General features: G+C 43.5%; 24 protein-coding genes. 5 read left to right on the forward strand and 19 right to left on the reverse strand.

Annotation, left to right across the window (positions count from 1 at the left end; genetic code table 11):
- Positions 1 to 2: 2 nt before the first annotated feature.
- The 6 genes from tagF to tagH are packed head-to-tail and all read right to left on the reverse strand — an operon-like array spanning position 3 to position 8,526.
- The gene (tagF, locus tag R7R24_RS03345) at positions 3 to 698 is read right to left on the reverse strand and encodes a type VI secretion system-associated protein TagF (RefSeq protein WP_005375944.1); all 696 of its coding nucleotides are present in this window, start codon (positions 696 to 698) and stop codon (positions 3 to 5) included.
- The gene (tssM, locus tag R7R24_RS03350; RefSeq protein ID WP_047100988.1) at positions 680 to 4,198 is read right to left on the reverse strand and encodes a type VI secretion system membrane subunit TssM; all 3,519 of its coding nucleotides are present in this window, start codon (positions 4,196 to 4,198) and stop codon (positions 680 to 682) included. The genes tagF and tssM overlap by 19 nt, the downstream gene beginning before the upstream one ends.
- A 16-nt stretch (positions 4,199 to 4,214) precedes the next feature.
- The gene (tssL, locus tag R7R24_RS03355) at positions 4,215 to 5,507 is read right to left on the reverse strand and encodes a type VI secretion system protein TssL, long form (RefSeq protein ID WP_213883570.1); all 1,293 of its coding nucleotides are present in this window, start codon (positions 5,505 to 5,507) and stop codon (positions 4,215 to 4,217) included.
- A gap of 11 nt (positions 5,508 to 5,518) precedes the next feature.
- Positions 5,519 to 6,844 (reverse strand): type VI secretion system baseplate subunit TssK, encoded by a 1,326-nt coding sequence (gene tssK / locus R7R24_RS03360; RefSeq protein WP_080276943.1) that lies wholly within the window; start codon positions 6,842 to 6,844, stop codon positions 5,519 to 5,521.
- A 21-nt stretch (positions 6,845 to 6,865) separates the two neighbouring features.
- Positions 6,866 to 7,321, reverse strand: coding sequence for a type VI secretion system lipoprotein TssJ (tssJ, locus tag R7R24_RS03365; RefSeq protein WP_005375933.1), 456 nt, complete (start codon positions 7,319 to 7,321; stop codon positions 6,866 to 6,868).
- 11 nt (positions 7,322 to 7,332) lie between these two features.
- On the reverse strand, positions 7,333 to 8,526 hold the full coding sequence (gene tagH, locus R7R24_RS03370) for a type VI secretion system-associated FHA domain protein TagH (RefSeq protein ID WP_054578971.1): 1,194 nt from the start codon (positions 8,524 to 8,526) through the stop codon (positions 7,333 to 7,335).
- Positions 8,527 to 8,838: 312 nt separating this feature from the next.
- Between tagH and R7R24_RS03375 the strand changes: the two genes are divergently transcribed.
- The 3 genes from R7R24_RS03375 (at position 8,839) to R7R24_RS03385 (ending at position 11,997) form a co-directional block, all read left to right on the forward strand.
- Positions 8,839 to 10,989 carry a serine/threonine-protein kinase gene (locus R7R24_RS03375; protein ID WP_318119417.1) on the forward strand — a complete coding sequence of 717 codons (2,151 nt, stop codon included), beginning with the start codon at positions 8,839 to 8,841 and terminating at the stop codon, positions 10,987 to 10,989.
- Between the two features lie 446 nt (positions 10,990 to 11,435).
- Positions 11,436 to 11,771 carry an Hpt domain-containing protein gene (locus R7R24_RS03380; protein ID WP_005375918.1) on the forward strand — a complete coding sequence of 112 codons (336 nt, stop codon included), beginning with the start codon at positions 11,436 to 11,438 and terminating at the stop codon, positions 11,769 to 11,771.
- Positions 11,772 to 11,805: 34 nt separating this feature from the next.
- A complete protein-coding gene (locus R7R24_RS03385; protein ID WP_005375916.1) occupies positions 11,806 to 11,997 on the forward strand; it encodes a hypothetical protein in 192 nt (63 codons plus the stop codon).
- Positions 11,998 to 12,067: 70 nt separating this feature from the next.
- Here the strand turns inward: R7R24_RS03385 and R7R24_RS03390 are convergent, their stop codons facing one another.
- From R7R24_RS03390 to R7R24_RS03405, 4 genes are all read right to left on the reverse strand, one after another.
- On the reverse strand, positions 12,068 to 12,529 hold the full coding sequence (locus R7R24_RS03390) for an ATP-binding protein (RefSeq protein WP_005375914.1): 462 nt from the start codon (positions 12,527 to 12,529) through the stop codon (positions 12,068 to 12,070).
- Positions 12,510 to 13,739 (reverse strand): PP2C family protein-serine/threonine phosphatase, encoded by a 1,230-nt coding sequence (locus tag R7R24_RS03395; protein WP_053307741.1) that lies wholly within the window; start codon positions 13,737 to 13,739, stop codon positions 12,510 to 12,512. Before R7R24_RS03395 ends, R7R24_RS03390 begins: the two co-directional genes overlap by 20 nt.
- Before the next feature lie 29 nt (positions 13,740 to 13,768).
- Positions 13,769 to 14,029, reverse strand: a complete 261-nt coding sequence (locus R7R24_RS03400) for a hypothetical protein (RefSeq protein ID WP_053303685.1) — start codon at positions 14,027 to 14,029, stop codon at positions 13,769 to 13,771.
- Between the two features lie 220 nt (positions 14,030 to 14,249).
- Positions 14,250 to 14,864 carry a glutathione S-transferase family protein gene (locus R7R24_RS03405; RefSeq protein WP_005375905.1) on the reverse strand — a complete coding sequence of 205 codons (615 nt, stop codon included), beginning with the start codon at positions 14,862 to 14,864 and terminating at the stop codon, positions 14,250 to 14,252.
- 284 nt (positions 14,865 to 15,148) lie between these two features.
- Between R7R24_RS03405 and R7R24_RS03410 the strand changes: the two genes are divergently transcribed.
- On the forward strand, positions 15,149 to 15,724 hold the full coding sequence (locus R7R24_RS03410; protein ID WP_009701863.1) for a TetR/AcrR family transcriptional regulator: 576 nt from the start codon (positions 15,149 to 15,151) through the stop codon (positions 15,722 to 15,724).
- Position 15,725: 1 nt separating this feature from the next.
- Positions 15,726 to 16,130 (forward strand): PPC domain-containing DNA-binding protein, encoded by a 405-nt coding sequence (locus tag R7R24_RS03415; RefSeq protein WP_053307742.1) that lies wholly within the window; start codon positions 15,726 to 15,728, stop codon positions 16,128 to 16,130.
- 98 nt (positions 16,131 to 16,228) lie between these two features.
- Here the strand turns inward: R7R24_RS03415 and nirD are convergent, their stop codons facing one another.
- The 9 genes from nirD to cobA form a co-directional block, all read right to left on the reverse strand.
- Entirely contained in the window at positions 16,229 to 16,564 is a 336-nt protein-coding gene (gene nirD / locus R7R24_RS03420) for a nitrite reductase small subunit NirD (RefSeq protein WP_053307743.1), read from the reverse strand.
- Positions 16,565 to 19,084 carry a nitrite reductase large subunit NirB gene (nirB, locus tag R7R24_RS03425; RefSeq protein WP_053307744.1) on the reverse strand — a complete coding sequence of 840 codons (2,520 nt, stop codon included), beginning with the start codon at positions 19,082 to 19,084 and terminating at the stop codon, positions 16,565 to 16,567.
- Between the two features lie 10 nt (positions 19,085 to 19,094).
- Entirely contained in the window at positions 19,095 to 19,931 is an 837-nt protein-coding gene (locus tag R7R24_RS03430; protein ID WP_191115820.1) for an ABC transporter ATP-binding protein, read from the reverse strand.
- Positions 19,932 to 19,942: 11 nt separating this feature from the next.
- Positions 19,943 to 20,908, reverse strand: a complete 966-nt coding sequence (locus tag R7R24_RS03435; protein ID WP_191115821.1) for an ABC transporter permease — start codon at positions 20,906 to 20,908, stop codon at positions 19,943 to 19,945.
- Between the two features lie 73 nt (positions 20,909 to 20,981).
- Positions 20,982 to 22,346, reverse strand: coding sequence for a CmpA/NrtA family ABC transporter substrate-binding protein (locus R7R24_RS03440; protein ID WP_005375887.1), 1,365 nt, complete (start codon positions 22,344 to 22,346; stop codon positions 20,982 to 20,984).
- Between the two features lie 265 nt (positions 22,347 to 22,611).
- Positions 22,612 to 23,193 (reverse strand): ANTAR domain-containing response regulator, encoded by a 582-nt coding sequence (locus R7R24_RS03445; protein ID WP_012129218.1) that lies wholly within the window; start codon positions 23,191 to 23,193, stop codon positions 22,612 to 22,614.
- A 73-nt stretch (positions 23,194 to 23,266) separates the two neighbouring features.
- Complete coding sequence (locus R7R24_RS03450; protein WP_191115823.1) at positions 23,267 to 24,184, reverse strand: dienelactone hydrolase family protein; 918 nt, start codon at positions 24,182 to 24,184, stop codon at positions 23,267 to 23,269.
- A gap of 229 nt (positions 24,185 to 24,413) precedes the next feature.
- Positions 24,414 to 25,367: a glycosyl transferase family protein gene (locus R7R24_RS03455; protein WP_191115824.1), complete on the reverse strand. Its 954-nt coding sequence runs from the start codon at positions 25,365 to 25,367 to the stop codon at positions 24,414 to 24,416.
- Positions 25,364 to 26,269: a uroporphyrinogen-III C-methyltransferase gene (gene cobA / locus R7R24_RS03460; RefSeq protein WP_191115825.1), complete on the reverse strand. Its 906-nt coding sequence runs from the start codon at positions 26,267 to 26,269 to the stop codon at positions 25,364 to 25,366. The genes R7R24_RS03455 and cobA overlap by 4 nt, the downstream gene beginning before the upstream one ends.
- Between the last annotated feature and the right edge of the window lie 7 nt (positions 26,270 to 26,276).

Below are 26,276 nucleotides of genomic sequence, written 5' to 3' on the forward strand. Positions count from 1 at the left end.
TCCTACCAATTCCACTTTTTCCAGCCTCCATCAAGCATGGCTGAAAACTGACCAATTGAAGGAAATCCACTAGTAATGAACATGCATGGTTCAACCTTCGTTGAACCTTCAGTCCACCAAAAACATGGTTTACTCAATTTTTCTTTAATGAGGTAATTCAAAAGCGTGTTTTGATCAGTATTGCCGTGATCATGAAAAACTGTAGATATTTGGCTTTGATAAAGAAACTCTAGAGGCTTCACTTCACTTGTTACATTCGCAACGAGGTCATTTTTTTCTTGAGTACTCTTATGCCAAACATCAAAGACAAAGTCGTCCTCAAGTACTGAAAGAGCAAGAGCGGCACTGTCCTCGGTCCAAGCTCTGTCACCCCAATATTGCGCAGCTTCACCTTTTACGGCACGAGCTATAGTAAAGAAAAAGTATCTACCGCATGCATCAACACTAGGAATCATGCTACCAATGTAGGTTGAGTCTTCTAAATAGCTAATATCCAAAGCAAAGTGCCACACAGGAGCCGTTAAAAAGTGCTCATTCCAGCTTTCACCCAGTTGTTCCCTGCTGACTGCAATAACCGCCTGTTGCCAATCATGCCAACGCTCCGAGAAATCTTGTGATAAACCATCTTTCACAAAGTCCCCTTTTGCAGGCATTTTACCGATATAGCCCCAGCCTGATGTTATAAGGTTCGTGGACATCTGAACCTCTCCATTTCATTTGACCAAAACGGATTAATGGCACTAGAAGGAATAAGCTCTAGCTGCACCTTATTTCCCTTTAAATCAATCATAACTATATTGTCTTTACGCGATTCTGGCCTTGCTTTAAGTGATTGATCCAAAAGCTTGAATATGCCCCACTCACCTTCATAGGTATGCGCAATTTCGCGTTTAGATTCAGGTGGTGTGAACACAATTCGAGTCTGATCTTGACCGGCAGGCCAACTCAACGATTTAGCTCTTGCTGGTCCATGCTTATAAACCAAATCTTGTCCACCCAACTCTAAGACAAATCGAGTAATGTGCTGGTCTAGATAAACAGGCTTCATCCCAAACTCTACGCGTAATGAATTATCAGATTCAAAGAAAGACTGCCTGATACGTTGCGCTCTTTGAAAGACCATTAGTGTTTCTGGACGAACTCCAATTTCCTTTTCTAATCGCCAACGACTTTTCGAAGTATCCACAAACGGTTCGAGGTATTCTTGGAAGAATGCGTCAAGCGTACCTCCATAACCAAAGAATCGCTTAAAGTCTTTCAATCTAACTTCTCTGCTCGCGTTGGGCTCGAATGGATATCTGCCAGCAATAGTCCGCTGATAAGGGCGGACCACTTGTGTTACCCAAAGTTGATTTAGATGATCCTTCGAACCGCTCTCCGCAAACTTAACCGACTCTTGAGAAAGCTCACCTAGCCATTGATTAAATGGTCTCGGCAAAAGTTCTTTAGCACGAGCAAAGGAAGCTGCGACATCTTGTGTAACGGTTCCATCTAAAATACTTTTGTAGGCAATTTTCTGATTGTTACCAGAGCTTGATAAGTCACTTAAATACGAACGCAAGTTAACCATTGCTTGTTGAATATCATCAAAGTCTTGCTCACCAAGGCGTAAGATCTCTGAAAAATGCGATTCGACTTCTTTACCTGGCAGAGCAACATTGAAACCGTTTTCTTCAGGTAAATACATGTCTAGTCTATCTGCCGTATTTGAAAACTTAACTTTGGCAACTTTACCAGCAACTTCAGAAGCGGCTTTTTGATTTTCTGACAATGATACTTTTGATAGAGCAACCTCTTTTTGGATTGCTCTCAACAAAGATTCGATTGGTCTTTCAACTCCAGATAAAACCCTCGCTTGCTCTGTCGCAAGTTCTAGGCTCGGAGCCTGCTTCAATTGAATATCTTCGATCAACGTTTTCCATTCATTAACATAATCTTGATAGTATCGAGACTGAACGCCTTGGATGGCACTATCTTGATCAATTTCATGAGCCTTAAGATCGTCACCATAAACCCAGTTCTCTTCCATTAAGCTTTTTACTGTACGGTTGATCTGAATCTGAAAAATGCTATGAAAACCATTGTACGTGTAGAAACCCGAAATGCCTTGTGATAGCGGTTTTCCACTAGCTCGCTCGAACTGCTCAAGCCCTTTAGGTCCCAATACATCAGTCAAGCGAAATGAAGGTACATGACTCTTAGAAAATTGTATTTTCATTCGCTGATAAGCACGTTCAGGTAGAGACATTTGAGTCAACACTTCTCGAGCACTCGTCACGGCAGCAGTGTTGTAAGTAAAGCCTTGTCCATCGTTGCCTAATAAATATTGAGTGTGCTGTAGCAAACGTCTTCTTAAGTCTGCGTTTAGCTCACCCGGATATTGACGTTCGAAATAAAAGTTAAACCAAGCCAACACTTCATCTTGTTGATATTTGTCTGGATTGAATAACATCAAATACGTTTTTAACGTTTCGTACAAATACTCACGATGCTGTTGATTGCTCTCCATTTCTGACACCAAGCTATCAAGAAGCAGAGGGGCGTAATATTGGGTCAAAGCATCAGAATATGCATTGTTTGCCGCCTGAGACACTTTGTCTCCTTGATAGAGACCAAACCTCTTTACAGAGTCGGCATCACCGTAGTCGCTTTGCTTTCCGAGAGGAAGCGTCATCAACCTATCTAATGTTTCTACAGCTGAAACAATATCCGCTTCAAAATCTAAACTTTGAGCGCCAATCATTGCATCAATATGGCTCGCTTGTTCATTGGTATCGACAATTAACTGTGAGTTCCACTTATAACTCATAAACCAAAGCGCAGAAGCTCCTAGCAGTAGCGTTGTACATCCAATGTAAACACCTCGACGCATCCAACCTGACTGCTTTTGATAGTGACGATTAACTGTTCCTAACAGTTGCTCTTTGAAAATAACCTTGTCAAAAAGATTCTTTACGAAATAACTATGAGAACCAGTCTGACTCTTTGCTAGAGCTAAACGATTTAACCCAAGTCCATTGGTTGATTCATTCATCAGCTTATCGACTGGTAAGCCTTCTTGAACCGAACTCAACATAAACACACCACGAATCAAGGCAGGCTCTTCAAAACTGTTTTGTGCAAAAATTTCAGCTAAAAACTCGTCAAGATTAGCTTGTAGCACTCTTAATTGCTTTGGAAATTCAAAGATAAGCGCGCGTTTATCTAAATCGTCCTCTGTTTCAAGTATTCTAAGCATACGGGCATCAAGGCGCTCCAACATGCCATGAAATTCTTTGTTGAATAGAGAAATAACGCCTCTTTCATCATCCACTTCACGAGGGAACATGAAACCAAATAATTCCTCTCGCTCTTCCTTACTTAAATCGGCAAAAAACTCATTGAAACCGGCAACTAAATCCATTTTGGTGAGCAATACGTAAATCGGAAACTGCATGCCTAACTGGTTTTTCAGTTCTTGAAGTCTCGACTTAATTGCTCGAGCATGAAGACTTCGCTCGGTTCGAGTCTGAGACATCACGCTGGCTAAACTTATCGTAACAATCGCACCATTAATTGGTCTTTGAGTTCTATACTTTTTCAACAATCCTAAGAAACCATGCCACGCTTTAGAGTCGACCTTTTCTTGACTGTCTTGTGTCGTATACCGGCCAGCCGTATCTATAAGAACTGCTTTATTTGCAAACCACCAATCACAGTGGCGAGTGCCACCTACACCGGCAATAGAGTCAGAGCCAAGGCTGTCTCCTAATGGAAACTCTAACCCCGACTGCTTTAATACGGTTGTTTTCCCCGTTCCAGGAGGGCCAATCAACACATACCACGGTAAGTCATACAAGCTTCTCTTGCCTTTGTGTGTTTTCGTCACTACTTTGACAGCTTGCTCAATACGCTCGCGCATTAAGTCAATTTCACTTGCCGCTTCTTTATCTGATAGGCTATCAACCTCAAGCAACGTTTGAATACTTTCGTCTTCTTTCACCTTTTGCTTATGCTGCTTGGTAACGTTAAATATCGCCCAAAGCAACACCAACACTAGAATAGTGACTAGCCGTTGAAAGTCACTCTTTAGGGGCTCATATCCCGCTATCGCAATAAGTGGACCAACAACCCAAATGAAAATAGAACAAGCAGCGACACCTATAAGACCGAGAAACCATCTTTGAGTAAATATTCTGCCAATTTCTTTAATACGCATCTCTATCTACCTATTATTAATTCGCGACAAGAAGGTCGATTTCAATCCGGCGGTTAATAGCTCGGTTTTCATCACTACTGTTTTCAACTAATGGTCTTGCATCCCCCAATCCCTCGGGTATCACTCGCCCTTCTAATGCACTATTCGAGATCAGTTGTTCAGACATAGCAGTGGCTCGAGCTAATGATAGGTGCCAGTTCGAGGGATATTTACTCGTGAAAATAGGCCTATCGTCGGTGTGACCAGTAACAATGATCTTGCCTTGGGTCGACTCCAATGTTCTCGCAAGCTTAGAAATAACGGGTTGGATGTAAGCGACAACATCAGCACTACCTGATTCAAATAGATCTTGAGACTTTAACGAAATTCTTACCCTGTCTTGCAGCGGCTCAACATTGATTAGCCCCTTACCGATCTCAGTTGCTAGATACATTGAAATCTTTTCTGCAATTGGCGCTGATTTTGATCCTGACGTTGCATCTTGGTTAAGTTGTTGCGGTTGAATCAAATTGACTAATTGAGAAAAGGTGCGATTGGATGCCTTATTTAGCTCATAACTAAAATACATATATATGCAGACCAATAGTGCCGCCGTTACAGAACATACAACCCAAAGAGGAGCTCTATCAGAAGCCTTTGAGCCATTCAAAATGTGTTGGTCGATACTATTGCTTAGTTCCTGAGGGACTCCTCTCCCATAAGTCTTAAGAGTAGCAATAACCTGTCTTCTCAATTTCCGGTGCGATTCCAGTCCATTTTTTTCTAAACGGTATTGACCCAGAAACCCGAGAGATAAGCACACATACATTAGTTCAAGCAAATCTAAGTTCACATCTGGTTTCGCCATGCACTTATCAAGATGCTTAAAGAACGCTTCCCCACCTTGACTGCTAGCATAGAAGGAGCTAAGTAATGAATCGTGACTCCAGAATGAATTCCCACCCCAATTGGTGTTAAGGACAACTTCATCTAGTGAACAGCATAAACAATAACGAGCTGTATCAATGGTATCCAAATCAACGTCATGCTGACGTAATCGGTTCTCATAATCTCTAAGCTTTTGTGCCAATGTCTCTTTTAGAAACAACGGATCGGAATGAGTCGCTGTCGAGCGAATTTGACCGATAATAGATAACAGGCCATTCGCCTCTGCTAGTAGAGAGTTATTCCCATAAGCGACCACTGAATCATTGTTCACCAATTCAGGACTTTTTGAGATAACTACGGTATTATCCACAGACTTTTCTGATTGTGGTTTCGATGCGGGTGCTCTTCCACCCGGTGTTGGTTTTACTATCGTTTGTTCCATACAGAGCGCGCCTATTGATTAATACTCCAAAGCTCAAGTTCAGCATTCGGAAAATGCCCTGATAGGTGAAGCGCAATACCGCCACTATCTTTTAGCCTCATCCAAAATGGCCCTTTCTTGACAACTTCGAAATAAACATAGCCCGTTTGGTAAGGAATCTGTCTCGGGACGACACTCAACGGCACTACGTTTATACCGTTGATCTGATTATTAATTAGATCGCGAATCTGTTCTGCCGGGCCAAACTTGAGTTGCGCTGGGACCAGGCGTCTTATTTCATCTGTTGTGGTGTCTGCTTTAATTGCTAGCACAAATTGGCATGACTCAAGCAAGCGTTTATCTGGAAGCGGCGTCACTTGAATACCGTATTGGCGAGGCTCCAACGGAAGTTTGGTCGCAGTTTGGTCAAGGACAACACTGAGGTACTGACTGAGTATCTGATTCAACTCGCTATAGACACTTGATACATCTAAGTGATCATACGCAAGCAAACTTGGGACTCTTTTAGTTTTATTAGAAAAAGTGGCTAACTCACCAATGTAACCTTTAAGTGTCGTCGCTAATTCCAGTGGATGTAACCTATCTAACTCACTGAAATGCTTTAACTTCGCCTCATATCGGTTCAGCATTTGGAGCATGATGAAATCAACAGCAGATGCCGATGCAGATTTACCCTTAATCAAGCGCTGTGCAATAACGTCAGCACGCATCTTTGTCATCGCGATAACGTTACGTAGATAAGCTGACATAACTTTGTCGCTAAGGAGGTTGATAAGCGGAGGAACGTACTCATCGTCTAGTATAACTTCCCCTTCAGGAGTTACCTCTTTGATCCTTAAGATAGGTAACTCCACATAACCCGCTAATTTGTCATTACTCGCTTTCAACTCTAGGTTAAGGGCTGCAACTTGGATGGTTTCTTCATCTTGTCCTGTAAGGTTATCTATCACGTCGATATCTTGAAGTACATAACGAGAGACGATCGATTCGCTTACATCCGAAACGTTTTTACCTGTAACACTTGAAAGAGGGAGAGTTATTTTTACTAACGTATTTTCAGTGTTTTTATCAATAAGTAGAGGCGAAACTGAATCGTTGGATATTAACGTATTAACCAACGTCATATCTGGCAAAACAGCTTCAAGATGCTCAAGTTCAATAAGACCATCTTTTAGCGCGTGTTTTTTTACTCGACATTTCCAAACTCCCCAATTGTAAGCCCCACCTAACTGATGTAAGCCCTTGAATTCTTGAGAGGTTGCGCGTTCTTGTTGTTGGAAGTGCTGGGGACGTAAAAACATTCCTTCGCACCAAGCCGTCTTGGAGTATTGCGTCATTTATAATTAGCCAACTAAACGTTATTTAACGACCAAAGACAGATCTTCTAACAATACTTGATATGTGTTGTAACCGGTCTTATCCACTTTAATGACTTGTCGCCAATTTGAGTTTTCAATATCTCGAAACGCTACGACAATGCCTAAATATTCTGTCTTTGGAGACATACTTGCTTGATATGTTTCTTTCTGACCTGGAGTTAATGAAACTTCATATTTATTCACTAAATCAGGTCCTAAGACTTTTTCACTTTCTTCATAAATAGAAAAAAAGTCCTGGCTTTCGAAAATGGTATTTGACGTTAATTCAAATACATACACCACTACAGGAGAAGGCCTGCCGTTTGAATCAGGATTAATGTTATGACTTGCTGCTATTTCTAAATCTGAGTATGGATCAACAACTAGGTTCGCTGCTGAGCACCCAAATAAAGCTATTGAAATTAATAACAAAATATATTGGTAAAACTTTTTCATCACCCTAATTCCTAGCCTTTGTTTTTTAATGCTAATTCATAGTGCTTAGCGAAGTCTTCTAAATAGAACGGAGACTCTTTATTGATAATATCATCGGATAGCTTTTCATGAATATCCTCAAACCTCTTCCAACTTTGAGCATATTTCCTAGCTGGAATAACCTTATTAATAACCGTGTCTTTCGCTAAAGCATCTGAGTATATAGAAGTAGGTTCAACAAGTGACATAACACTCGAAACCGTACCTTCAACACCTTTCATTAAGGCTTGCTCATGACTTTCGATGTCATTAAATGCTTCTTTAATGGCTGCATTTGGCTTTAAGAAGCTAGCGGTTTGACGGTTATATAAGTTATGAATCGCATCTTCTAAGTTTGCAGAAAACTTTAAAGGGTTATTTTCTGACTTACGAAATGCGGTATGACTAAGTCGATTTGTTTGTTTAAACACTGCTCTGTTATGCAGTGTTTCCATTAAACCAACTAGCATCAAAGAAAATGACTCCCCCAGTTGTTCGAACCATTCCTCTCGGTTATCGCTGGGAATCATCATTGGATCTATACCCACCCCTCTAACAAAAGCCGCAAGTTCACCCCCATTGGTATCAAAGTTGGGAGTCGATAGGTGTTCTGATTGTCGGTTAACTTTCGGTAAAGTTTCAGATACGGTGCTCTGTTTTTCGGGCTTTGGGATATCAATAAAATCATCGACTAAACCAATATCTAGCTGAAAATCAGAAGGAACACTTTCGTTTAAGAGTTCACTAGCACTAAGGCCTAGGTCAACAAATTCTGCTTCCGATGGACTTGAGACTACTTCAGGGGGTGCGCTAGAAAGACTTTTACTTGTCTCAAGACTGACTACATCTGTATCTGTTTGAATAGAAACTGAAATTTGATAATCCCCTAAGCTAACCATATCGTCATCGCTTAGTGCTATTTCATTTCCTTGACCCACAGGAGTTACAGCATTATTTACAAAAGTACCATTAGTTGAGAGGTCTTTTATCAAGTATTTGTCACCAAACTTAATCAGTTCTCCGTGGGTTCCGGATACCACTCTTTCAGGATCTGGTAGTGTCCAATCACATTGTTCAGACCTACCAAATGTAACCTTGGCATGTTCATCACTTGATTCAAACACGAACTCACTCTCAATCTCTGGAGTAAATTTGTGAAAACTTGTTATGGTTAAAACCAACTTCATGTAAACCTCGCCAAAGACCTGCTAGATATTATTTTTAATTTTATTATTAACTACTTTCTTATTAACAGTAAGATTAATAAAAATCTTAATACTGCCATTGAAAATCATGCACGGAATAATGAATCATTTTTTTATCAAAGCAATCACGTATTGTTCAACAATTTTAATTATCCAACCAAGTTCAAATTTTTGACACTTAGACTTTCATCAATAAAAAAACGAATGTTAGTTTGGCCGAGAAATTCTAACATAATGACTTTTCATTGAGCAGAAAGGTATATATTCCCCCATCATTTATACGGAGTTCTTGTGATGGAAGACAGTAATAAAAACAATTCTATAAATAGCGAAGAAAGCGGAGATAAAACTAAAATTGTAAAGACTCAAAAACGAGACAATGCAATTAAATCAACCAAACTCACTAATAATGAAACCTCCGTTAAAAATAAAAATGAAACAAATACAAAACTGTCTCAAAAAGAAAACACTCCGTTAGTTAATAAGAAAAAAAACAATAAAGATGACTCATTAAATAATAACAAAGATGTTATTAACGAAAGCTTAATAGGAGCGACCGTTAAAAATCGGTATGAAATTGAGTCGGTTATTGGGCATGGTGGGCTTTGCGATGTTTACTTAGCTAAAGATAGGATTCTTGAATCTTCAGGTTCAGAAACACCCTACGTTGCGTTAAAAATATTACAGAAAGAGTTTGCTTCTCAACCAGAGACTGCACGCATGTTAATACGTGAAGCTCAACAAACTCAAAGGTTAAGCCACCCTAATATCATTAGGGTTTTTGATTTTGGTGTTGATGGCGAAATATACTTTTTAGTTATGGAGTATATTAACGGAGAAACATTAGAGAGTTTAATACAGCGTTCTAGGCCCCATGGGCTGAAGTTTAATGCAACTTTATCAATCCTAAATCAGGTACTCGATGCACTCTCATATGCTCACTCTCTTGGTGTAGTGCACGCCGACCTAAAGCCCGCTAATGTGATTTTAACGTCTGAGGGTAACGTTAAGTTGCTTGATTTTGGTGTATCTAAAACTCATCAATTAAAGCAGGATCAATATGCGGCTAAACGTAAATCCGAAAATGTTGAAACGCTTGGTTATACTCCCAACTATGCATCACTCAACCTGTTATCCGGTAAGGAACCGAACTTAAGCGACGATATGTTTGCTCTATTTTGTATTGCTTACGAGCTATTGAGTTGCAAACACCCTTACGCAAGAACTCCAGTTAATGAAGCTCTCAAAAAGAAGATCAAGGTCTCTAAACCAACTAACATGCCTGCATCTAAGTGGCCAATATTTTCAAGCGTATTTTCAACTGGCATCATTCCGAACGAGCTGACCCCTGAGCAGTTGAAACGCAAATTGAATATGCGCTATTGGCCTATCGCTAGCGGCGCGGCAGCGAGTATATTATTAGTTAGCGGCATTGTATTTGGTTATCAGCAGCAACAAGAAACCATCGCCAATTTGGAAACCGTTATTAGCAAGCAAAATGATCAAATTGCCGGACAAGAGTGGCAGCTTGATACGCTAGCAGAAAAAAGTTTGGCACTGATTGATAGTGAAAAAAGCTTACATCCAGTCGTTAAGGCTGGCTTATTACGCTTACACAAGACCTATATTCTCAGCGAGTTTGAATCTGAAATTGATCAGGTTTTGAATTCTGATGCCAACAACTACCCGAATTATGATGAAATTGAGTCCATACTTGATAAAGCAAAAACCTACTACCCTGACTCACATAAAATAGAAGTTCTTGCCTTAGATATTCAGTCAAGCAAGCACTCCACGTTACTTTCGATAGCAAGGCAAATCAACAGTCAACTTGAAAAGTCTCGGTACAGTAAAGAAGACGGCAGTAAATCCATCTATGAGCTCAAGGATGAGTTAAATCAGATTCATCAAGGTTATCCTTTCACGCCAAGTTCGTTATCTAGCGATGTTTTCGGTCAGCACCTCACTGAAGCACTCCAAAAGAAAGACGCAGCTGCACTTGTTGCTCTTATTAAGGTTGGGAACACCTTCTTTTCAAACGTAGAAGAGCATCAAGAGAACTTACAGATAAGTAATGCGATGAAAGATGCAGTGCTGGAAATGAAATTATATGAGACAGCGCTAGATTCCAACAGCCCTCTACCGTTTCCAGAAGATGCCGCTAGAATCCTGTTCCAAAAAGAGTTTGAAAACTTTTATTCTCGCCTAGAAAAGGCAAGGACGACAACTCATCTCGATAACTTGGTGAAGGATGTGGATCTGTTCTCGAAAAACTTTCCTATTGGTTTTCAGGATGTTAACGATTTAAGATTCAAAACTGCTGATAAATACTTACGCTTCTCCGATATATTACTTAATAAGCGAAGGACTTCAAGCGCAAGACGCGCTATGAAGAAAGCCAACGAGCTTATGAAGCAAATAGAACAGGACTCTAAGCAAAGCTAGTAATACAAAAGGGACGCGAGTCCCTTTTTTGCCGCAGATCACTTGCCAATATGCAACTAGATTGCTAATTTATACTTGTACTTAATGAGGAGAGTTAGCCTTGACTGAAGGAATAGTCAAAGTTGGCGAACGTCTGGCGTCCGTATGTAACGATAGCCTTAAACTAGGACTGCAAGACACTTACCGACTCGGCGTTTTACTTGGAAACGTCCCCTTTGCTACTTGTGTTAAAAACACGCGAGTTGAAGTTTTTTCACCCCTACATTTCGACCATTGCCGTTTGGATATAAGTCAAAATATCTTTAACAATGACTTTCTTTTTGTAAGTTTATCTCAAGCGACAAGCAAACTATTTCTGCTCAAATACTGGTTATGCCATTCATACCTTCGGCTAAGCCTTCATTATCCGAAACATTCCTCTACCGCAACGTTTAATAGGGGTATACATGATTAATTTTGATGTTCTCAATACATACATGGATAACGACGTAGATCTGATCGTCACTGTTTTTTCTACATACCTTGAAGATCACACGAATGATATAGAGCGTATAGATGAGCTATATACAAGCAGATGTTGGTCAGAACTCTATCTATTAGCGCATAGTTTAAAGGGCATTCTAGAGAGTTTCGGAGAAGACACCGCGGTCATTGCGTTTCAAAGAATAGAAGAAAAAACCAGAAACGATACAGCGCCAGATAGCTCAGATATAGCTATAGTTACTGAAGAGCTAGCTGCAATTAATCAACAAATCTTCGCTTACTTGAAGAATATGCAATAAAGAAATTCAAGGCTTAACTGGGGGAAATATGGCAATGAATAATAGCAATTTCAGGGAGTTGATTGAGTCTCTCAAAGACCTAACACCAACTCAAAAAAGGTACTTACTTAGCCGTACAAAGATGGCGCTAGATGATGAAAATAATATGTTAAACATCAGTGATATTCTAACACCAGAAGAGTTGGAGGCGTTACTATCACCAGCACCAACAACGAATACAAAATAACAATGATATACAACGCAACCGTCAGATTAACGCTAGGGACCAAGTGAAGCAAATCGACTTTGCTTGGTTGTTAGTTTCTCTCCCAATTCCTTTTCACTACAACAAACGTATTGTTTTCGAAACCTTTTTCCAATTTAAACAGGTCAGATAATTGAGCGACTAACATCAGTCCGCGACCAGAGGAGGACCAACTATCGTCATCCATTAAGTTAGGTGCCTCAATCTGTTTATTTTTATGTTGGATGAACGTCTTCTCATTGATCGGCGCTCCGCAATCAGAGACTCTCAGTTCCACGAAACCGGACACTTGGTCATCCCCAACCCTACACTCCACTTCAATTGGCAGGCCTTCTATTTCACTGTAAGAATGAATATAAGCGTTATTCATGAGCTCAACGACACAAAGCTCCAATGATTGAATTGCATTTAAGGGGATTTGATGACCCATCAAAAACCGAACAACGTCTTTGCTCGCACTTCGTGAGTGAGTAAGGGAGCTCCCGTAAGTTCGTTTAAATTCGCTCTTTGACATTCTTTTCCTTAAAATCGAGCCTCTCACCATGCCATTTTACCTGTAAAAGGCTGGCATCATCATCAAACTCATCTTCGTTGTGCCAAGATTGTACTTTTTTAAAGACGTCTCCCACTTGATCTTCAACTGGCAGCGTGCAAACAGCTTTTATACTCGATGCCAATCGTTGTAGTGAAAACATCTCCTCACCCTGCCTCGCTTCAATCAAACCATCCGAATAAAGCCACAATGCATCGCCCTCATCTAGACTAATTTGGTTACCGCTATATTCTATCGGCTGCATTGCACCAACGATAAAGTTATCGTCACCTATCTGTTCCATCGTGTTCGTACTCGCTCGCCAAACTAAGATCCTGGGGTGGCCAGCCGTGCAATAGCTAAGTCGCCCTGATTTTGTGTTAAGAATGGCGTAAGCCATAGTAAAGTAAAGTTGACTGTTTCTAGTTTGCTGATAACGCCGATTTAGCCGTTCAATCACAGATGCTGGCTCACTTACGCAATAGCAGTCATCTCTCAACTCCATCGTGATCGAATCAGGCCCCTGACTTTGAGATAGCGTCTGTTGAATAGAAAAAGCCATCAAAGCTGAAGAAATACCATGACCAGAAACATCAAATACATAAAACGCAACATGTTGTTCATCGAGCTCCAAATACCCCAACATATCACCACCAATCTGGGAGCATGGTTTGTAGACATAGCTAAAATTTACATTCTGAATAGTTGATTCAGCAGGGAGTAGTTGCTCCATCAGATGACTAGCAGACTGTAGGTCTTGGTGGATTGTTTGATAGGCCGCATCTAGCTCTTTATTTCTCTCAACGAGTTTGTTGTGCAGTTCTAAAGTACGAAACCCCGCACGGATTCTGGCCTGAAGTTCCTCTACAGACGTCTTCTTATCTACGAAATCATCTGCGCCAGCATCAATGCCTTTCACGATCGAACTTTGGTCATTTCTAGAAGACAGTAGAACAAAGAAAATGTAACGTTCGCTAACTTTAGATTTTAATTGGCGACACAATTCAATACCATTAATTCTAGGCATCATTAAATCGCTCAGCACAAACTGAATATCAGGGCGGTGGGTTAGCACTTCAAGCGCCGCTCTTCCGTCTTCAACTGCAACCACTTCATAGCCTTGCTTTTCCAATGCACTGCTGATGTAAAGCAGTACTGTTTTACTGTCATCGACCAAAAGAATGGGTTTCATCTTCCTCCTTAATACAGTTGCTATACTGGCTAACGCAAAACACTAGTCACTGACTGCTCATTTCTAAAACGGCTGTAGTCTTCGGCTAATAATTGGTGTTGATATCGAGTGTAAGACAACGCTTCATTAGAAATTAGTATCTGATGCTCTTTTTCGATTAACTGACTTTGCAGCCTTTCAATCTGTTCATTCTGCTGTATGTAATTGAGGTACAGTGCGAATAGACCAAAAACCGAAACCATTAACAGGGCTATTAGAATATTATTGATAGTTTTCACTTGAATACTCATGACCTCTCCTTGTCTATTACTAGACTTTCCATGATGAAAGAGAGCGTCTACGGACCAAGAGCTCGAGGCTCTAAAACGCAACGAAGCAAATTGAGGTTGTTTTTCCAATTATAGGCGATAGGAGAAAAAATAAGAAAAATCTGAGAAAATTTGAATATCCTGCTGAGTTAAGAATCGGTAAGGTGGTAGCAGCGAGCTATCATCCACTCGCTGCAATACATTAACTCTGAAATGCAGGTCTAGCTAAAATTTGGTTATACCATCGAGCAATGTTTGGCGACGTCGATAGCACATCAATTTCTAGGCCTTTAATTGCGAAACTGATCAAAATAAAGCCTGTTATATCGACGATAGTAAAATGGTCTACGGCGATAAAATCATTATGTTCAAGACGCTTGTCTAAGACGGGCAGAAATTCGTAGACGCGTTGTTTTGATTCTTCGCCCCATGCTTCAACGCAACGTTCTCTGTCTCCATAAACTCCGGTCATGTTTCGAAACGCCTGAAATGCCGCATTTAGTCCTTGGAATTCGACAACGCGATGCCACATTTCCACCTGAGCACGTTCGAGCTGGTTAGCACCAAACAGCGCCAGATCATTTTCAAACGCTTCATCTAGGTAGCGACAAATCGCCACACTTTCACAGATCGTCGTACCATCATCCAGTTCGAGCAGAGGCACTTTACCGTTCACGCTTTTCGATTTAAACGGTTCAGATAGGTTATCGCCCTCACGAACGTTCAGCGCAATTCGCTCAACCTCGCCACCGATTTCCTTTAGAAAAATGCTAACTCGCTTACAACTTGGAGTCATTGCGGTTTCATAGAGCTTCATTTCACATCCTTTTATCTTTTTCTAACCGATTGGTTAGGATATACTGTAGCCAGTTTATAAACGATCAGTCAAGAACTTCACTATCAAAAATTTTCAAACAGTTGTGGGTCTGTTTGCTGAGCGAGATTTTTGATGCCGTTTGTAAGTTCACATGAATTTGGGGGCTGATACCCAAGAATAGATGGGTATTCATCATATTGGTCCAGTTCGAACGCTAGAGGTTCTCTGTACCATCCCTCCAAAGCAATTTAATTACCCGATAAGCAGACCCAGGCAGGTAATTTATGGCAAGAAAAGCCAACTTCGACCGAGATGAAAAGCTTCTCGTGGCTATGGATGTGTTTTGGCGCAAGGGCTTTGCGAACACGTCTATCTCGGATCTCACCGACGAGTTGAACATCAACCGCTTCAGTCTTTACAACACCTATGGTGACAAGCAACAGCTCTACTACGAAGCGCTCGATACCTACTTGAAAAAGGTCTCGCTACCGTCACTGAATGATTTGGAAAAAGACGACGCGTCCTTACCTGAGTTGGAATCGTTCCTTAAATCTTTTGCTGATCTGCAACGCAAACGCAGCTGTGGGTGTTTTATCCAAAATGCGTTGATTGAGCACGCTGGTGAAGACGATGATGTACTGCGTAAAGGGCATTTTTTGTTTGACCATCTTATCGACATCATTGCGGATGCGCTGACCAATGCGCAAAAAGAAACCTTAGTGCCGAAAACGCTGAAACCAGAAGAGCTCGCTCGTTTTGTTCTCAACAACATGCAAGGTATGCGCGTACTTGGCAAAGCTAAACGTTATGCCGACTTGGATACGGCGCTTTCCTGCTTACTGGTTTTGATTAGGAAATAACATGTCGATTGAAGTGATAGCAGTACGTCTTACCAAAGGCATGGACTTAAAGCTGAGCCTAGCGAAATTGGTCGAGCAGTACGGTATCAAAGCAGGCTCGATTACCTCATGCGTTGGTTGTATCTCTGACCTCAACCTTCGTTTGGCAGGTGCAGAGAGTACGTTAGCCAAACGAGAGCCATTTGAAATCGTCTCTGTGATGGGAACACTAACGCCTGAACATCAACACGTTCATATCTCGGTGTCTGATCGTGAAGGACGAGTTTGGGGTGGGCATTTGCTGGAAGGCACAGTGATTGATACTACCGCAGAGTTGATCATCCATTCGTACTCAGAACTTGAGTTCACTAGAGCGATGGACGACTCGACTGGCTATACCGAACTCCAAGTGAATCCTTCCAAATAACAAAAAGCTCCAGAGCGATACTGTGCTGTCTCTGGAGCTTTATTCGCTTTTCTCTTATGCCAATAATTTATTCATATCGAGCAAGCTAATTTCGAGGATCATTCTTCGGCTAAATAACAAACCTGATTATCGTCGATCGTTACTTGCCACGTTTTTAGGCAGTGCGCATCGTCTTCCAAACATTGCCCACTCTTTAAACTGAAGTGCTGTTTATACAGTGGTGATGCGACACACATCTCACCATCAATATCACCGACAATCCCTCGACTCATCACATAAGCCTTACCAATTGGGTCCCAATCTTGAACGGCGTAAACACCGCTATCTGGAATGTAGAACAACGCCACATGCTCGCCTTCAATCAACACCGTGGCACCGATGAACGGCATTAGGTCATCACGCTGACACAATTTCACTTTGGTTAAAGCTGCCATTTACACCTCCTGTTTCACTGGAATACGCTGACCGCGCACACGTTGGTACGGTAAGACTTTGCTGCCCGATGTGCTGTTCAAGAAAGGACGGAAGCGTTGCAATTTTTGAGGATTATCTAACGTACTCTTCCACTCACATTGATAGGTATCTACGACTCGTGCCATTTGTTCATCCAAAGAATCACATAGATTCAGAGAGTCATCCAAAATCACTTGTTTAAGGTAATCTAGGCCCCCTTCCATATTCTCCATCCACACAGACGTGCGCTGCAAGCGATCAGCGGTGCTGACGTAGAACATCAAAACTCGGTCAATCATGATGATCAACTCTGGTTTGGATAAGTCGGATGCAAACAAATCAGCGTGTCTTGGTCTCATGCCGCCATTACCACACACATATAGATTCCAGCCGTTTTCAGTGGCGATCACCCCAATGTCTTTACTTTGCGCTTCTGCACACTCGCGAGTACATCCCGATACGGCAAACTTAAGCTTATGGGGCGCTCGCAATCCTTTGTAGCGGTTCTCTAACTCAATCGCTAATCCGACCGAGTCATCAACACCATAGCGACACCAAGTAGAACCCACACAAGATTTCACGGTGCGCACCGACTTGCCGTAGGCGTGCCCTGTTTCAAAACCAGCATCAATCAAGGTTTGCCAGATTTCAGGAAGCTGTTCTAACTGCGCGCCAAATAAATCCACGCGTTGACCGCCAGTGATTTTGGTGTATAGATCGTATTGCTGAGCGACTTCGCCTAGCACGATGAGTTTGTCTGGTGTGATTTCGCCACCCGGAACACGAGGCACAATCGAGTAAGAGCCATCTTTTTGTAGGTTCGCCATAAAGGCATCATTAGAGTCTTGCAGAGATTGATGCTGCGGCTCCATGATGTGTTCATTCCACAAAGAAGCAAAAACAGATGCCGCTGTCGGCTTACAGATATCACACCCATGCCCTTTGCCATGCAGTGCAATTAAGGTGTCGAAGTCTTTGATTTGTTCCACTTGGCAAATATGGAACATCTCTTGGCGACTTAACTCAAAGTGCTCACAAAGGTGGTTGTTAACCTCTACCCCCATGGCTGCCAGTTGAGTATCCAATACCGACTTCACCATATTGCTACAGCCACCACAGCCAGTACCGGCTTTGGTGTTCGCTTTAAGGTCCGTAAGGTTGGTGGTGCCAGCTTGAATCTCGGCAACTAAGTCGCCTTTTGTGACGTTGTGACAAGAACAGATAATGGCGCTGTCTGGCATCTCTCCATCAAGCATTCCGGTATCAAACAGCAGGTTCGCCGCGTGGTCTGGCAGGACCGTTTTGTTCAAATAACACTGTAAGAGCGCATCGTAATCGCTGTTGTCACCAACAAGAATTGCACCGAGCAATTGGGTGCCGCTCGCATCAACCACCAGCTTTTTGTAGATGCCTGCGACCGCATCTTGCAATACCATTTCTTGTGCGCCTTCGGTTTGCATTTGTGCATCGCCGATAGACGCCACATCCACCCCAAGCAGCTTGAGTTTGGTGCTCATGTCTGCACCTTTGAAACCTTCGCTTGGCATCCCAGTCAAGACATCGGCAGTGGTTCTCGCCATGGTGTAACCGGGTGCGACTAAACCAAAGATCTTCTGCTCCCAAAGGGCACATTCGCCAATCGCATAAATATTCTCATCGCTGGTTTGGCATTGGTTGTCAATCACAATGCCGCCTCGCTCGCCGACTTCTAGCTCAGCCATTTTTGCCAACTCATCTTGAGGGCGAATACCTGCGGAGAAGACAATCACATCCACTTCGAGAGGATCTTTGTCTTTAAACACCATACGATGCTTAGCCGTTTCACCATCGCAGATTCGCTCCGTACCCGTCGAGGTATGAACAGTTAGCCCCAGCGCTTCAATCTTCTCTTTTAGCACTAAGCCAGCACCATCGTCTAACTGCACGGGCATCAGGCGGGGTGCAAATTCAATAACGTGAGTTTCTAGCCCCAATAGTTTGAGTGCGTTTGCCGCTTCTAAACCCAACAAGCCACCACCAATCACTGCGCCTGTTCTTGCGCCTTCACATGCCTTCTTGATTTGTGAAAGGTCATCAAGCGTGCGGTAGACAAACACGTTGTCTCGGTCTTTACCCTCAATTGGAGGCACAAACGGGTAAGAACCAGTCGCGAGCACAAGTTGGTCGTAACCCAGCACATCTTCACCATCAAGCAGAAGGCGCTTTTGTTCTCTGTCGATGCCTGTTACTTGGCAGCCAAGTACGAGTTGGATGCCATGCATGTCGTACCATTCTTGGTTACTCAGCATCAAATCATCATGAGATTTGCCCGCAAACAAAGAGGACAACTGTACACGGTCATACGCGATAAAGCGCTCTGCACCAATCACGGTAATTCGGTGCTCCAAATGCGCGTTTTTCTGCACTAATTGCTCGACGAGGTGTTGCCCGACCATACCGTTGCCTACCACAACGATGTGGCTCAATGCGTTCTTTACTGGAATCGTTAAAGGACTGTTCATCGCTGCCTCCTTATGCCGTTTGCGCTGCGTTTTTGGGTTGGTCTTCTTTCGAAGCAGGAATCTCGACTTTGGATTGCTTCTCGTAAAGGAACTTCAGCACCGCTTGTCGACACTTCTGATACTGCGCATCATCCGCCAGTGCTACACGCTCACGAGGGCGACGTAGATTCACTTCTAACACTTCACCAATAGTTGCAGCCGGTCCGTTAGTCATCATCACGATTTTGTCAGATAGCAGCACCGCTTCATCCACATCGTGAGTAATCATGATGACGGTGTTGTTTAGCTCGGCTTGGATCTTCATCAGTGCATCCTGTAAGTGCGCACGAGTTAACGCATCCAACGCACCAAATGGTTCATCCATCAGCAAAACCTTCGGTTGAAGTGCCAGTGCTCTCGCAATGCCGACTCGCTGCTTCATACCGCCCGAGATTTCATCCGGCTTTTTGTGCGCGGCATGCTGCATTTGAATCAACTCCAAGTAGTGATTCACTTGTTCCTGAATCCACGCTTTGCCCTTTTTGCCGGCAATTTGTTTTACTGCGAGCTCAACGTTTTGATACACGGTTAACCAAGGCAATAATGAATGGTTTTGGAACACCACTGCGCGGTCAGGTCCCGGTCCTGCCACCTCTCGTCCATCGACGATCACACCGCCGTCTGTTGGCATGTGCAGCCCTGCAACTAAGTTCAATACCGTTGATTTACCACAGCCAGAGTGACCAATTAGGGATACAAACTCGCCTTTATTTATTTGTAAATCGACGTTCTTAAGCGCGATGAACTCGCCATCTGGCGTTGGGAATCGCATCCCTAATCGCGTTAGATCTAATAATGCTTTTTCCATGATCTTTTCCCTTATCTCAACGCTTGTTGTTTATTCCAAGACAACCACTTTTGAAGTTGCAGCATGCCTCTATCGAGCATCAAACCGATAAAACCAATGGTGATGACTGCCACCATGATGCGCCCCAATGATGCCGAGCTGCCGTTCTGGAATTCATCCCAAACGAACTTGCCTAACCCCGGGTTCTGAGCGAGCATTTCTGCCGCAATCAACACCATCCAAGCGATACCTAAAGAGAGACGTAAACCTGTGAAGATCATTGGAATGGCAGAAGGTAAAACGATAGTGCGAATGTGCTGCCACCACGAAAGTTGGAGCACTTTGCTCACGTTGATTAAGTCTTTATCAACGCTCGTTACACCCACAGCGGTATTAATCAGCGTCGGCCATAAGCTACATAGCGCTACTGTGATCAGAGAGTTAATGAACGACTTAGCAAACATCGGGTCATCACTCACATAAGTGGCACTTACAACCATGGTAACGATGGGTAGCCAAGCTAAAGGTGATACGGGCTTGAGCAGTTGAATGATTGGGTTGAACGCTTGATACAGCCCTTGAGTAAGACCAAGCACGATGCCAAGCGGAATCGCGATAATCGTCGCCAGCAGAAAGCCCGCGGTCACAGTCACTAAGCTAGTCACGATTTGGTCGAAAAACGTCGGTTTACCTGTGTAAGGACGAATCTTCACTTCCGCGTCTGGATTCTTCGCTAACTTCGCAGCATTGCGCTTTTCCTGACGCTCGATAAACGCTTGTTCCTTTTCTCGCTCTTGCCAATGGTCATCGACAAGGTTGCTAAACTGCTGAAAAGTTTGCACTGGTCCCGGTAGCGTACCTAATGAAGTTTGCACTTCTCTCGCCGCTAAGTGCCACATTGCCAAGAAGATCAGCAAACCAATGACGGGCAAAAGCACCAACCGACTTCGGTTCACTACCTGCTTAGCAGGAAAAAGGGAAATGACATTACTAGACATACTCACTCCTAAGAAATTTACATCCTTGTTGCCACAAGCGAATCCCCCTCGCCTGTGGCGTTTATCGTTATGGTTAAACTTTGTCTTTTCCTTTAAGCCCGATAGAGAACTTCTCTAGATATTTATTTGGCTCGCGACCGTCATAAACGATGTTGTCGATAAAGTGTGTTTGTGGCGCACGAAAGCCATCTTCAGCACTGAAATCTGGGAAGTCTTTTTTGCTCAACACACCATCTTCAATTAGCGCTTGAGCCGCTTGTTGGTAAATGTCCGGACGGTAAACCTCTTTTGCGACATCCATGTACCAATCATCGGATTTCTCGCTTGAGATCTGTCCCCAGCGACGCATTTGGGTCAGATACCAAATCGCATCGCTGTAATACGGATAAGTGGCGTTATGACGGAAGAACACGTTGAAGTCTGGCACGTCTCGTTTGTCGCCTTTCTCGTATTCAAATGTGCCGGTCATTGAGTTGGCGATAACTTCGGCATCGGCTCCGACGTACTCGCTTTTTGATAGCATCTTCACTGCTTCTTGGCGGTTGGCATTGTCGTTTTCATCCAACCAATGTGCCGCTCGAATCAAGGCTTTCACTACGCGAATGTGTGTGTTTGGATATTTCTCAGCCCAAGCTTTGGAAACACCAAATACTTTCTCTGGGTTGTTCTTCCAGATCTCGTAATCGGTCACGACTGGCGTACCAATACCTTTGAATACGGCTTGTTGGTTCCATGGTTCGCCTACGCAGTACCCTTTGATCGTGCCCGCTTCCATTGTTGCTGGCATTTGTGGTGGCGGTGTAACACTCAAAAGAACGTCAGCATCCAATTGGCCACTGTTATCACCTGAGTCTGGAGCGTAAAAGCCTGGATGAATCCCACCTGCCGCTAACCAGTATCGCAACTCATAGTTGTGCGTCGATACAGGGAACACCATCCCCATGTTGAACGGTTTGCCTTTATCCAGATAGCTGTCGACCACAGGCTTCAATGCATCCGCTTTGATTGGGTGAACAGGTTTACCATCTGGTTGTTTTGGAATGTACTGCTTCATCTGCTCCCAAGTATCATTGGAAACCGTGATTGCGTTGCCGTTCAAATCCATACTGAACGCAGTAATCACTTCTGCTTTTGTGCCAACACCAATCGTTGCGCCCAATGGCTGACCAGCAAGCATGTGCGCGCCAGCAAGCTCACCGTCGATGACTCGGTCTAATAGCACCTTCCAGTTTGCTTGTGCTTCTAAAGTGACGTACAAGCCTTCGTCTTCAAAAAAGCCTTTCTCATAAGCAACCGCCAGCGGTGCCATATCGGTTAACTTAATAAAACCAAACTTCAGGTCTTCAATTTCTGGCTCACCCAACTCTGCCTTTACGCTGACCGTGGTGAATACCGATAACGAAATTGCTGACACTTTCAGCATCGAACTCCATTTCATTGGTTTGCTCCCATAAAAAAAGCGCCACTACTCCGAAGAGCAGTAGCGCCGTTGCTAAGTCTACAATTACCGCCGTTGATAATTGAGATAAGCGATTCAACAATAAACCCAATTCTACTAATCCAATTACTGTGCCAACTTATTTTTCACAGTAAATACAATAAATTAGCATATTCCGCAGTTCGTTATCCCCCGTTATTGCTTGCTGATAGTGCAACACGCACCACGTTAGAAAATGCCCCCTAACCCTAAAGTGGTAGAGCAACTAATCCAACACTTCCAAAGTAGTTATCAAATTCTTGGCAACTTGTGCGAGCGTTTGGCTCGATTGCATGGCTGAGTTTCTAAGCGCTTTATAAGCCTGATCTTCATCAACGCTGTGCATCTTCATCAGCAGACCTTTGGCTTTTTCCACCAGCTTGCGCTCTTCAATCTTATGGGTCAGCGATTCAATTTCCGATTGCATACTTTCGAATTTCGCTCTCACTAATGTCGCATGTTCAATCCAAGGTTGAAGAGCAAACTCACTATCGTGCGGCATAAGAACATAGTCCATTTTTTCTGATAACCGATTGATATCATTGGATGATAATTGCTTTAAGACGATAAGAAGTGGTGCCGATTTTCTGCGGCAGAAATCGACGATCAAACGCAGTTCCGCGGTTGGTTGCTGCCATCCAACCACAACGCTTGCCGACGGTTCTCGTTGCATTAACGTTTCTAGTTGTGCCAATTGGCAGCCGATGATGTTGTCGTAATCTTTGCTCAATAAGCCGGACAATCGAGCCTGCTCTTGGAGGCTATCACAGCATACTATGATGGGTGTTTTTGACGTTGATTGAGTCATGCACATTCCTTGTTTATATCTCACTCACTAAGAGAGACATAACAAGGAATGTGCCAACTAAAGTAGACGCGTTTTAACTAGAGGCGAGATGTTCTTTGAAGAAGCCGAGTGTGCGCTCCCAAGCGAGTGCTGCTTCTTCTGGTGCGTAGCGTGCCGTTGAGTCGTTATGGAAGCCGTGGTTGACGTTCTCATACATTAACGCTTGATACTGAGCGTCGGTTGCAATTAACTGCTGCTCATAGGCAGGCCATGTGTCGTTAACACGCTTATCGAGCCCTGCAAAGTGAATCATCAAAGGCCCTTTGACTTGCTTTTGGATCTCTTGCGCCGCTGGTGTTCCATAGAAAGGCACACCTGCATCGAGCTCTTCTGGCATTACCGCCGCAAGCATGTTGACAATGTATCCACCGAAGCAGAATCCAACCGCGCCCAATTTACCGTTACCACCCTCGTATTGCTTAAGGAAGTTAGCCGCTGCAATAAAGTCTTGTTCTATCTTGGCTCTGTCCATATCTTTCTGCATGGCGCGACCCTCATCGTCGTTCCCCGGATAGCCGCCGAGTGGATAAAGCGCGTCTGGCGCGAAAGCAATAAAGCCATCTTTTGCAAGTCGTCTTGCGACATCTTTGATATAAGGGTTCAGACCTCGGTTTTCATGAATCACCAACACGGTCGGCGATTTCAAGGTCTTCTTCTGTGGCATCACCAAATAACCACGCCCTTCTCCATGCCCATTTGGAGATGGAAAGGTTTCGTAAGTTGCTTTGATGTCAGGATCGTTAAATGAAACTTGTTCTGCGAGTGCGTAATTCGGGGTTAACGCATCGACCAGTGCTGTCATACTAAAGCCGAGCACAGCAAGGCCACCCAGCCAATTAAGAAACTCACGGCGCGTGATTTTTCCGTGGGCGTATTCGTCGTACCAATCGAAGGCTTCTTGCGGGATCGGGTGAGAAGCCTTTTCACTAGGAGTGGTATGCTTTAGAACCATTATCCATGTCCTCTGTGTCTTACCATATGGGAATTTCTCATTCTCAAAAGCGCAGCGAGAAACGAACGCGATTGAGGCTAAAACTGCGGTTTCACCACTCTGATACGGAGCAAGGTGGTGAAACACATCATTGGCGAGCTAGGATCTTTTACCTTCTTCAAACAATAGATAATGGATTCAGATTCAACAACTTTGCGTCGTTGGTTTTACATTAATTGACAATAGTTCGTTATTGCTGGCCGCAATAGGCTTGCCAGTAAGAGAAGGCGCGTTCGAATGCTTTTTCTCTGTCGTGCATTTGTGCAAACAAGACCACTGTCATCGTAGCGAGAACCGTATTCGCCATTTGGTTCATGTCATCTTCTGACGTCCCAAACGGGCAGTTCGCAGGCATTGGCACCTCAGACAGCATTTGCTCCGTCCAGTAATGCGATGTCACGCCGCTTGTTTGGCTTAACCATACGGTTTGGCTTACTTTCGGGTTGTATTCGGACTCACCCGATTGTCCTTTGAATGACACAACGGCATGAGCGGTTTGACCAATCTCATATTCCACTTCAGCATGAAGTTGTTGGAAACCAGGATGGAAGCTACCACGAATACCAACCGTTGCTTGCCCCGGATTCAATGCTCGAACCACGGTATTAATCGGCGTTCTAAGCCCATAACGATTCTTCCAACCGGTCATGGTTTCTGCTTGTGGAGCAAATGCGCTGAGCGGTAGATACACGATGTTTTGTGTTTCTAAGACACGCTTTGCTTCTTCTGCTGATTCCGCTTTCTCGATAGCAAACTTGTCGAGGTAATCTTCTGCGTGTAAACGTCCAGATTGACGGTCGTGATAGCCATGCATCAGCACTTTATGACCATTATCGGCAAGGATCTTCGCTGCTAACAGGTGCCAAGGCTGACCTGCCGCTTCACGTTTGCCTGCATAACATGGCCAGTCGATGTCTGCACCAATAGCAGGCATGCGGGATTGGAATGCTTTCACAAAGCCAGCGATTTCTTGTTGAGTCTCGTTTTGTACGCGGATCAGCATCAGCAGCATTGCCATTTGATCATCATCGCACTCTCCGTTTAGGTATTCATCCATAACTCGAAACGCTTGGTCAAAGTTCAGTGGTTTTCTACCACGTTCGCCACGACCGACTGTTCTGATACACTCCAAAATGCTGCTCATATTCCCTCGTATTCCGTCACTGACTGTACGGTTTCTATTAGTTGTTCGCGCAGTTTGACAACTTCTCCCATCACAATCAATGCTGGGCTGATGCCTTTAAGTGTAATCGATAAATCATTGAGCTGATTGAGTTGGGTAACATGAACTTGCTGTTGAGGGCTGCAACCATGAGTGATGATCGCGACTGGGAAGTCTTCTCTCAAACCAGAGTTGATTAATCCCGTTTGTATTTGCGATGACTTTTCTAACCCCATATAGAAGACTAACGTTTGTCCGCTTTGCATCAGTTGGCTCCAAGCCTCAAATGCGCCAGTTACCACTTGCCCCGTAACAAAGGTAACGCTGCGAGCAACGCCACGATGAGTCAGCGGAATCAAGCTGTTTGCTGAACATCCAATCGCAGCAGTAATGCCGGGAATAACTTCGTAAGCGATTGAGTGTTTGACGAGTGCTAACGCCTCTTCGCCTCCACGGCCAAATACGAATGGATCTCCCCCTTTTAAGCGTACAACTCGCTTTCCTTGCTGAGCGAGCGACACCATCAAATCACAAATTTCTTCCTGACCAATACTAGGTTGTCCGCATCGTTTGCCCACGTAAATCCAATCGGCTTGTGGCGAAGCCAACTCCAAAATATCTTTGTTAACCAAACGGTCGTACAACAGAACCTCTGCCGACATAATCGCTTTTACAGCCTTTACCGTTAACAAGTCAGGATCGTGGGGCCCTGCTCCGACAATCGAGACAAAACCTTTGTGGTTCGCGTCGAGGTCTATTGAATGGTCTTCTAAAAGTTGGTTCAGTTTGCTTGCTTGATCATGCTTAGAAAAGCGAGACGAGCGTTCTTGATTCTGACTCGCTTGTCCTTTCTTAAACCAAGACTTTTGATAAGGCGCTTCCATGTGCTTA

This window comes from Vibrio sp. 704 (assembly GCF_033339295.1).

What these genes read in the sequence shown, in the direction of transcription:
- tagF (WP_005375944.1), bottom strand. Translation starts at nt 698, where the DNA reads ATGTCCACGAACCTTATAACATCAGGCTGGGGCTATATCGGTAAAATG.
- tssM (WP_047100988.1), bottom strand. Translation starts at nt 4,198, where the DNA reads ATGCGTATTAAAGAAATTGGCAGAATATTTACTCAAAGATGGTTTCTC.
- tssL (WP_213883570.1), bottom strand. Translation starts at nt 5,507, where the DNA reads ATGGAACAAACGATAGTAAAACCAACACCGGGTGGAAGAGCACCCGCA.
- tssK (WP_080276943.1), bottom strand. Translation starts at nt 6,844, where the DNA reads ATGACGCAATACTCCAAGACGGCTTGGTGCGAAGGAATGTTTTTACGT.
- tssJ (WP_005375933.1), bottom strand. Translation starts at nt 7,321, where the DNA reads ATGAAAAAGTTTTACCAATATATTTTGTTATTAATTTCAATAGCTTTA.
- tagH (WP_054578971.1), bottom strand. Translation starts at nt 8,526, where the DNA reads ATGAAGTTGGTTTTAACCATAACAAGTTTTCACAAATTTACTCCAGAG.
- R7R24_RS03375 (WP_318119417.1), top strand. Translation starts at nt 8,839, where the DNA reads ATGGAAGACAGTAATAAAAACAATTCTATAAATAGCGAAGAAAGCGGA.
- R7R24_RS03380 (WP_005375918.1), top strand. Translation starts at nt 11,436, where the DNA reads ATGATTAATTTTGATGTTCTCAATACATACATGGATAACGACGTAGAT.
- R7R24_RS03385 (WP_005375916.1), top strand. Translation starts at nt 11,806, where the DNA reads ATGAATAATAGCAATTTCAGGGAGTTGATTGAGTCTCTCAAAGACCTA.
- R7R24_RS03390 (WP_005375914.1), bottom strand. Translation starts at nt 12,529, where the DNA reads ATGTCAAAGAGCGAATTTAAACGAACTTACGGGAGCTCCCTTACTCAC.
- R7R24_RS03395 (WP_053307741.1), bottom strand. Translation starts at nt 13,739, where the DNA reads ATGAAACCCATTCTTTTGGTCGATGACAGTAAAACAGTACTGCTTTAC.
- R7R24_RS03400 (WP_053303685.1), bottom strand. Translation starts at nt 14,029, where the DNA reads ATGAGTATTCAAGTGAAAACTATCAATAATATTCTAATAGCCCTGTTA.
- R7R24_RS03405 (WP_005375905.1), bottom strand. Translation starts at nt 14,864, where the DNA reads ATGAAGCTCTATGAAACCGCAATGACTCCAAGTTGTAAGCGAGTTAGC.
- R7R24_RS03410 (WP_009701863.1), top strand. Translation starts at nt 15,149, where the DNA reads ATGGCAAGAAAAGCCAACTTCGACCGAGATGAAAAGCTTCTCGTGGCT.
- R7R24_RS03415 (WP_053307742.1), top strand. Translation starts at nt 15,726, where the DNA reads ATGTCGATTGAAGTGATAGCAGTACGTCTTACCAAAGGCATGGACTTA.
- nirD (WP_053307743.1), bottom strand. Translation starts at nt 16,564, where the DNA reads ATGGCAGCTTTAACCAAAGTGAAATTGTGTCAGCGTGATGACCTAATG.
- nirB (WP_053307744.1), bottom strand. Translation starts at nt 19,084, where the DNA reads ATGAACAGTCCTTTAACGATTCCAGTAAAGAACGCATTGAGCCACATC.
- R7R24_RS03430 (WP_191115820.1), bottom strand. Translation starts at nt 19,931, where the DNA reads ATGGAAAAAGCATTATTAGATCTAACGCGATTAGGGATGCGATTCCCA.
- R7R24_RS03435 (WP_191115821.1), bottom strand. Translation starts at nt 20,908, where the DNA reads ATGTCTAGTAATGTCATTTCCCTTTTTCCTGCTAAGCAGGTAGTGAAC.
- R7R24_RS03440 (WP_005375887.1), bottom strand. Translation starts at nt 22,346, where the DNA reads ATGAAATGGAGTTCGATGCTGAAAGTGTCAGCAATTTCGTTATCGGTA.
- R7R24_RS03445 (WP_012129218.1), bottom strand. Translation starts at nt 23,193, where the DNA reads ATGACTCAATCAACGTCAAAAACACCCATCATAGTATGCTGTGATAGC.
- R7R24_RS03450 (WP_191115823.1), bottom strand. Translation starts at nt 24,184, where the DNA reads ATGGTTCTAAAGCATACCACTCCTAGTGAAAAGGCTTCTCACCCGATC.
- R7R24_RS03455 (WP_191115824.1), bottom strand. Translation starts at nt 25,367, where the DNA reads ATGAGCAGCATTTTGGAGTGTATCAGAACAGTCGGTCGTGGCGAACGT.
- cobA (WP_191115825.1), bottom strand. Translation starts at nt 26,269, where the DNA reads ATGGAAGCGCCTTATCAAAAGTCTTGGTTTAAGAAAGGACAAGCGAGT.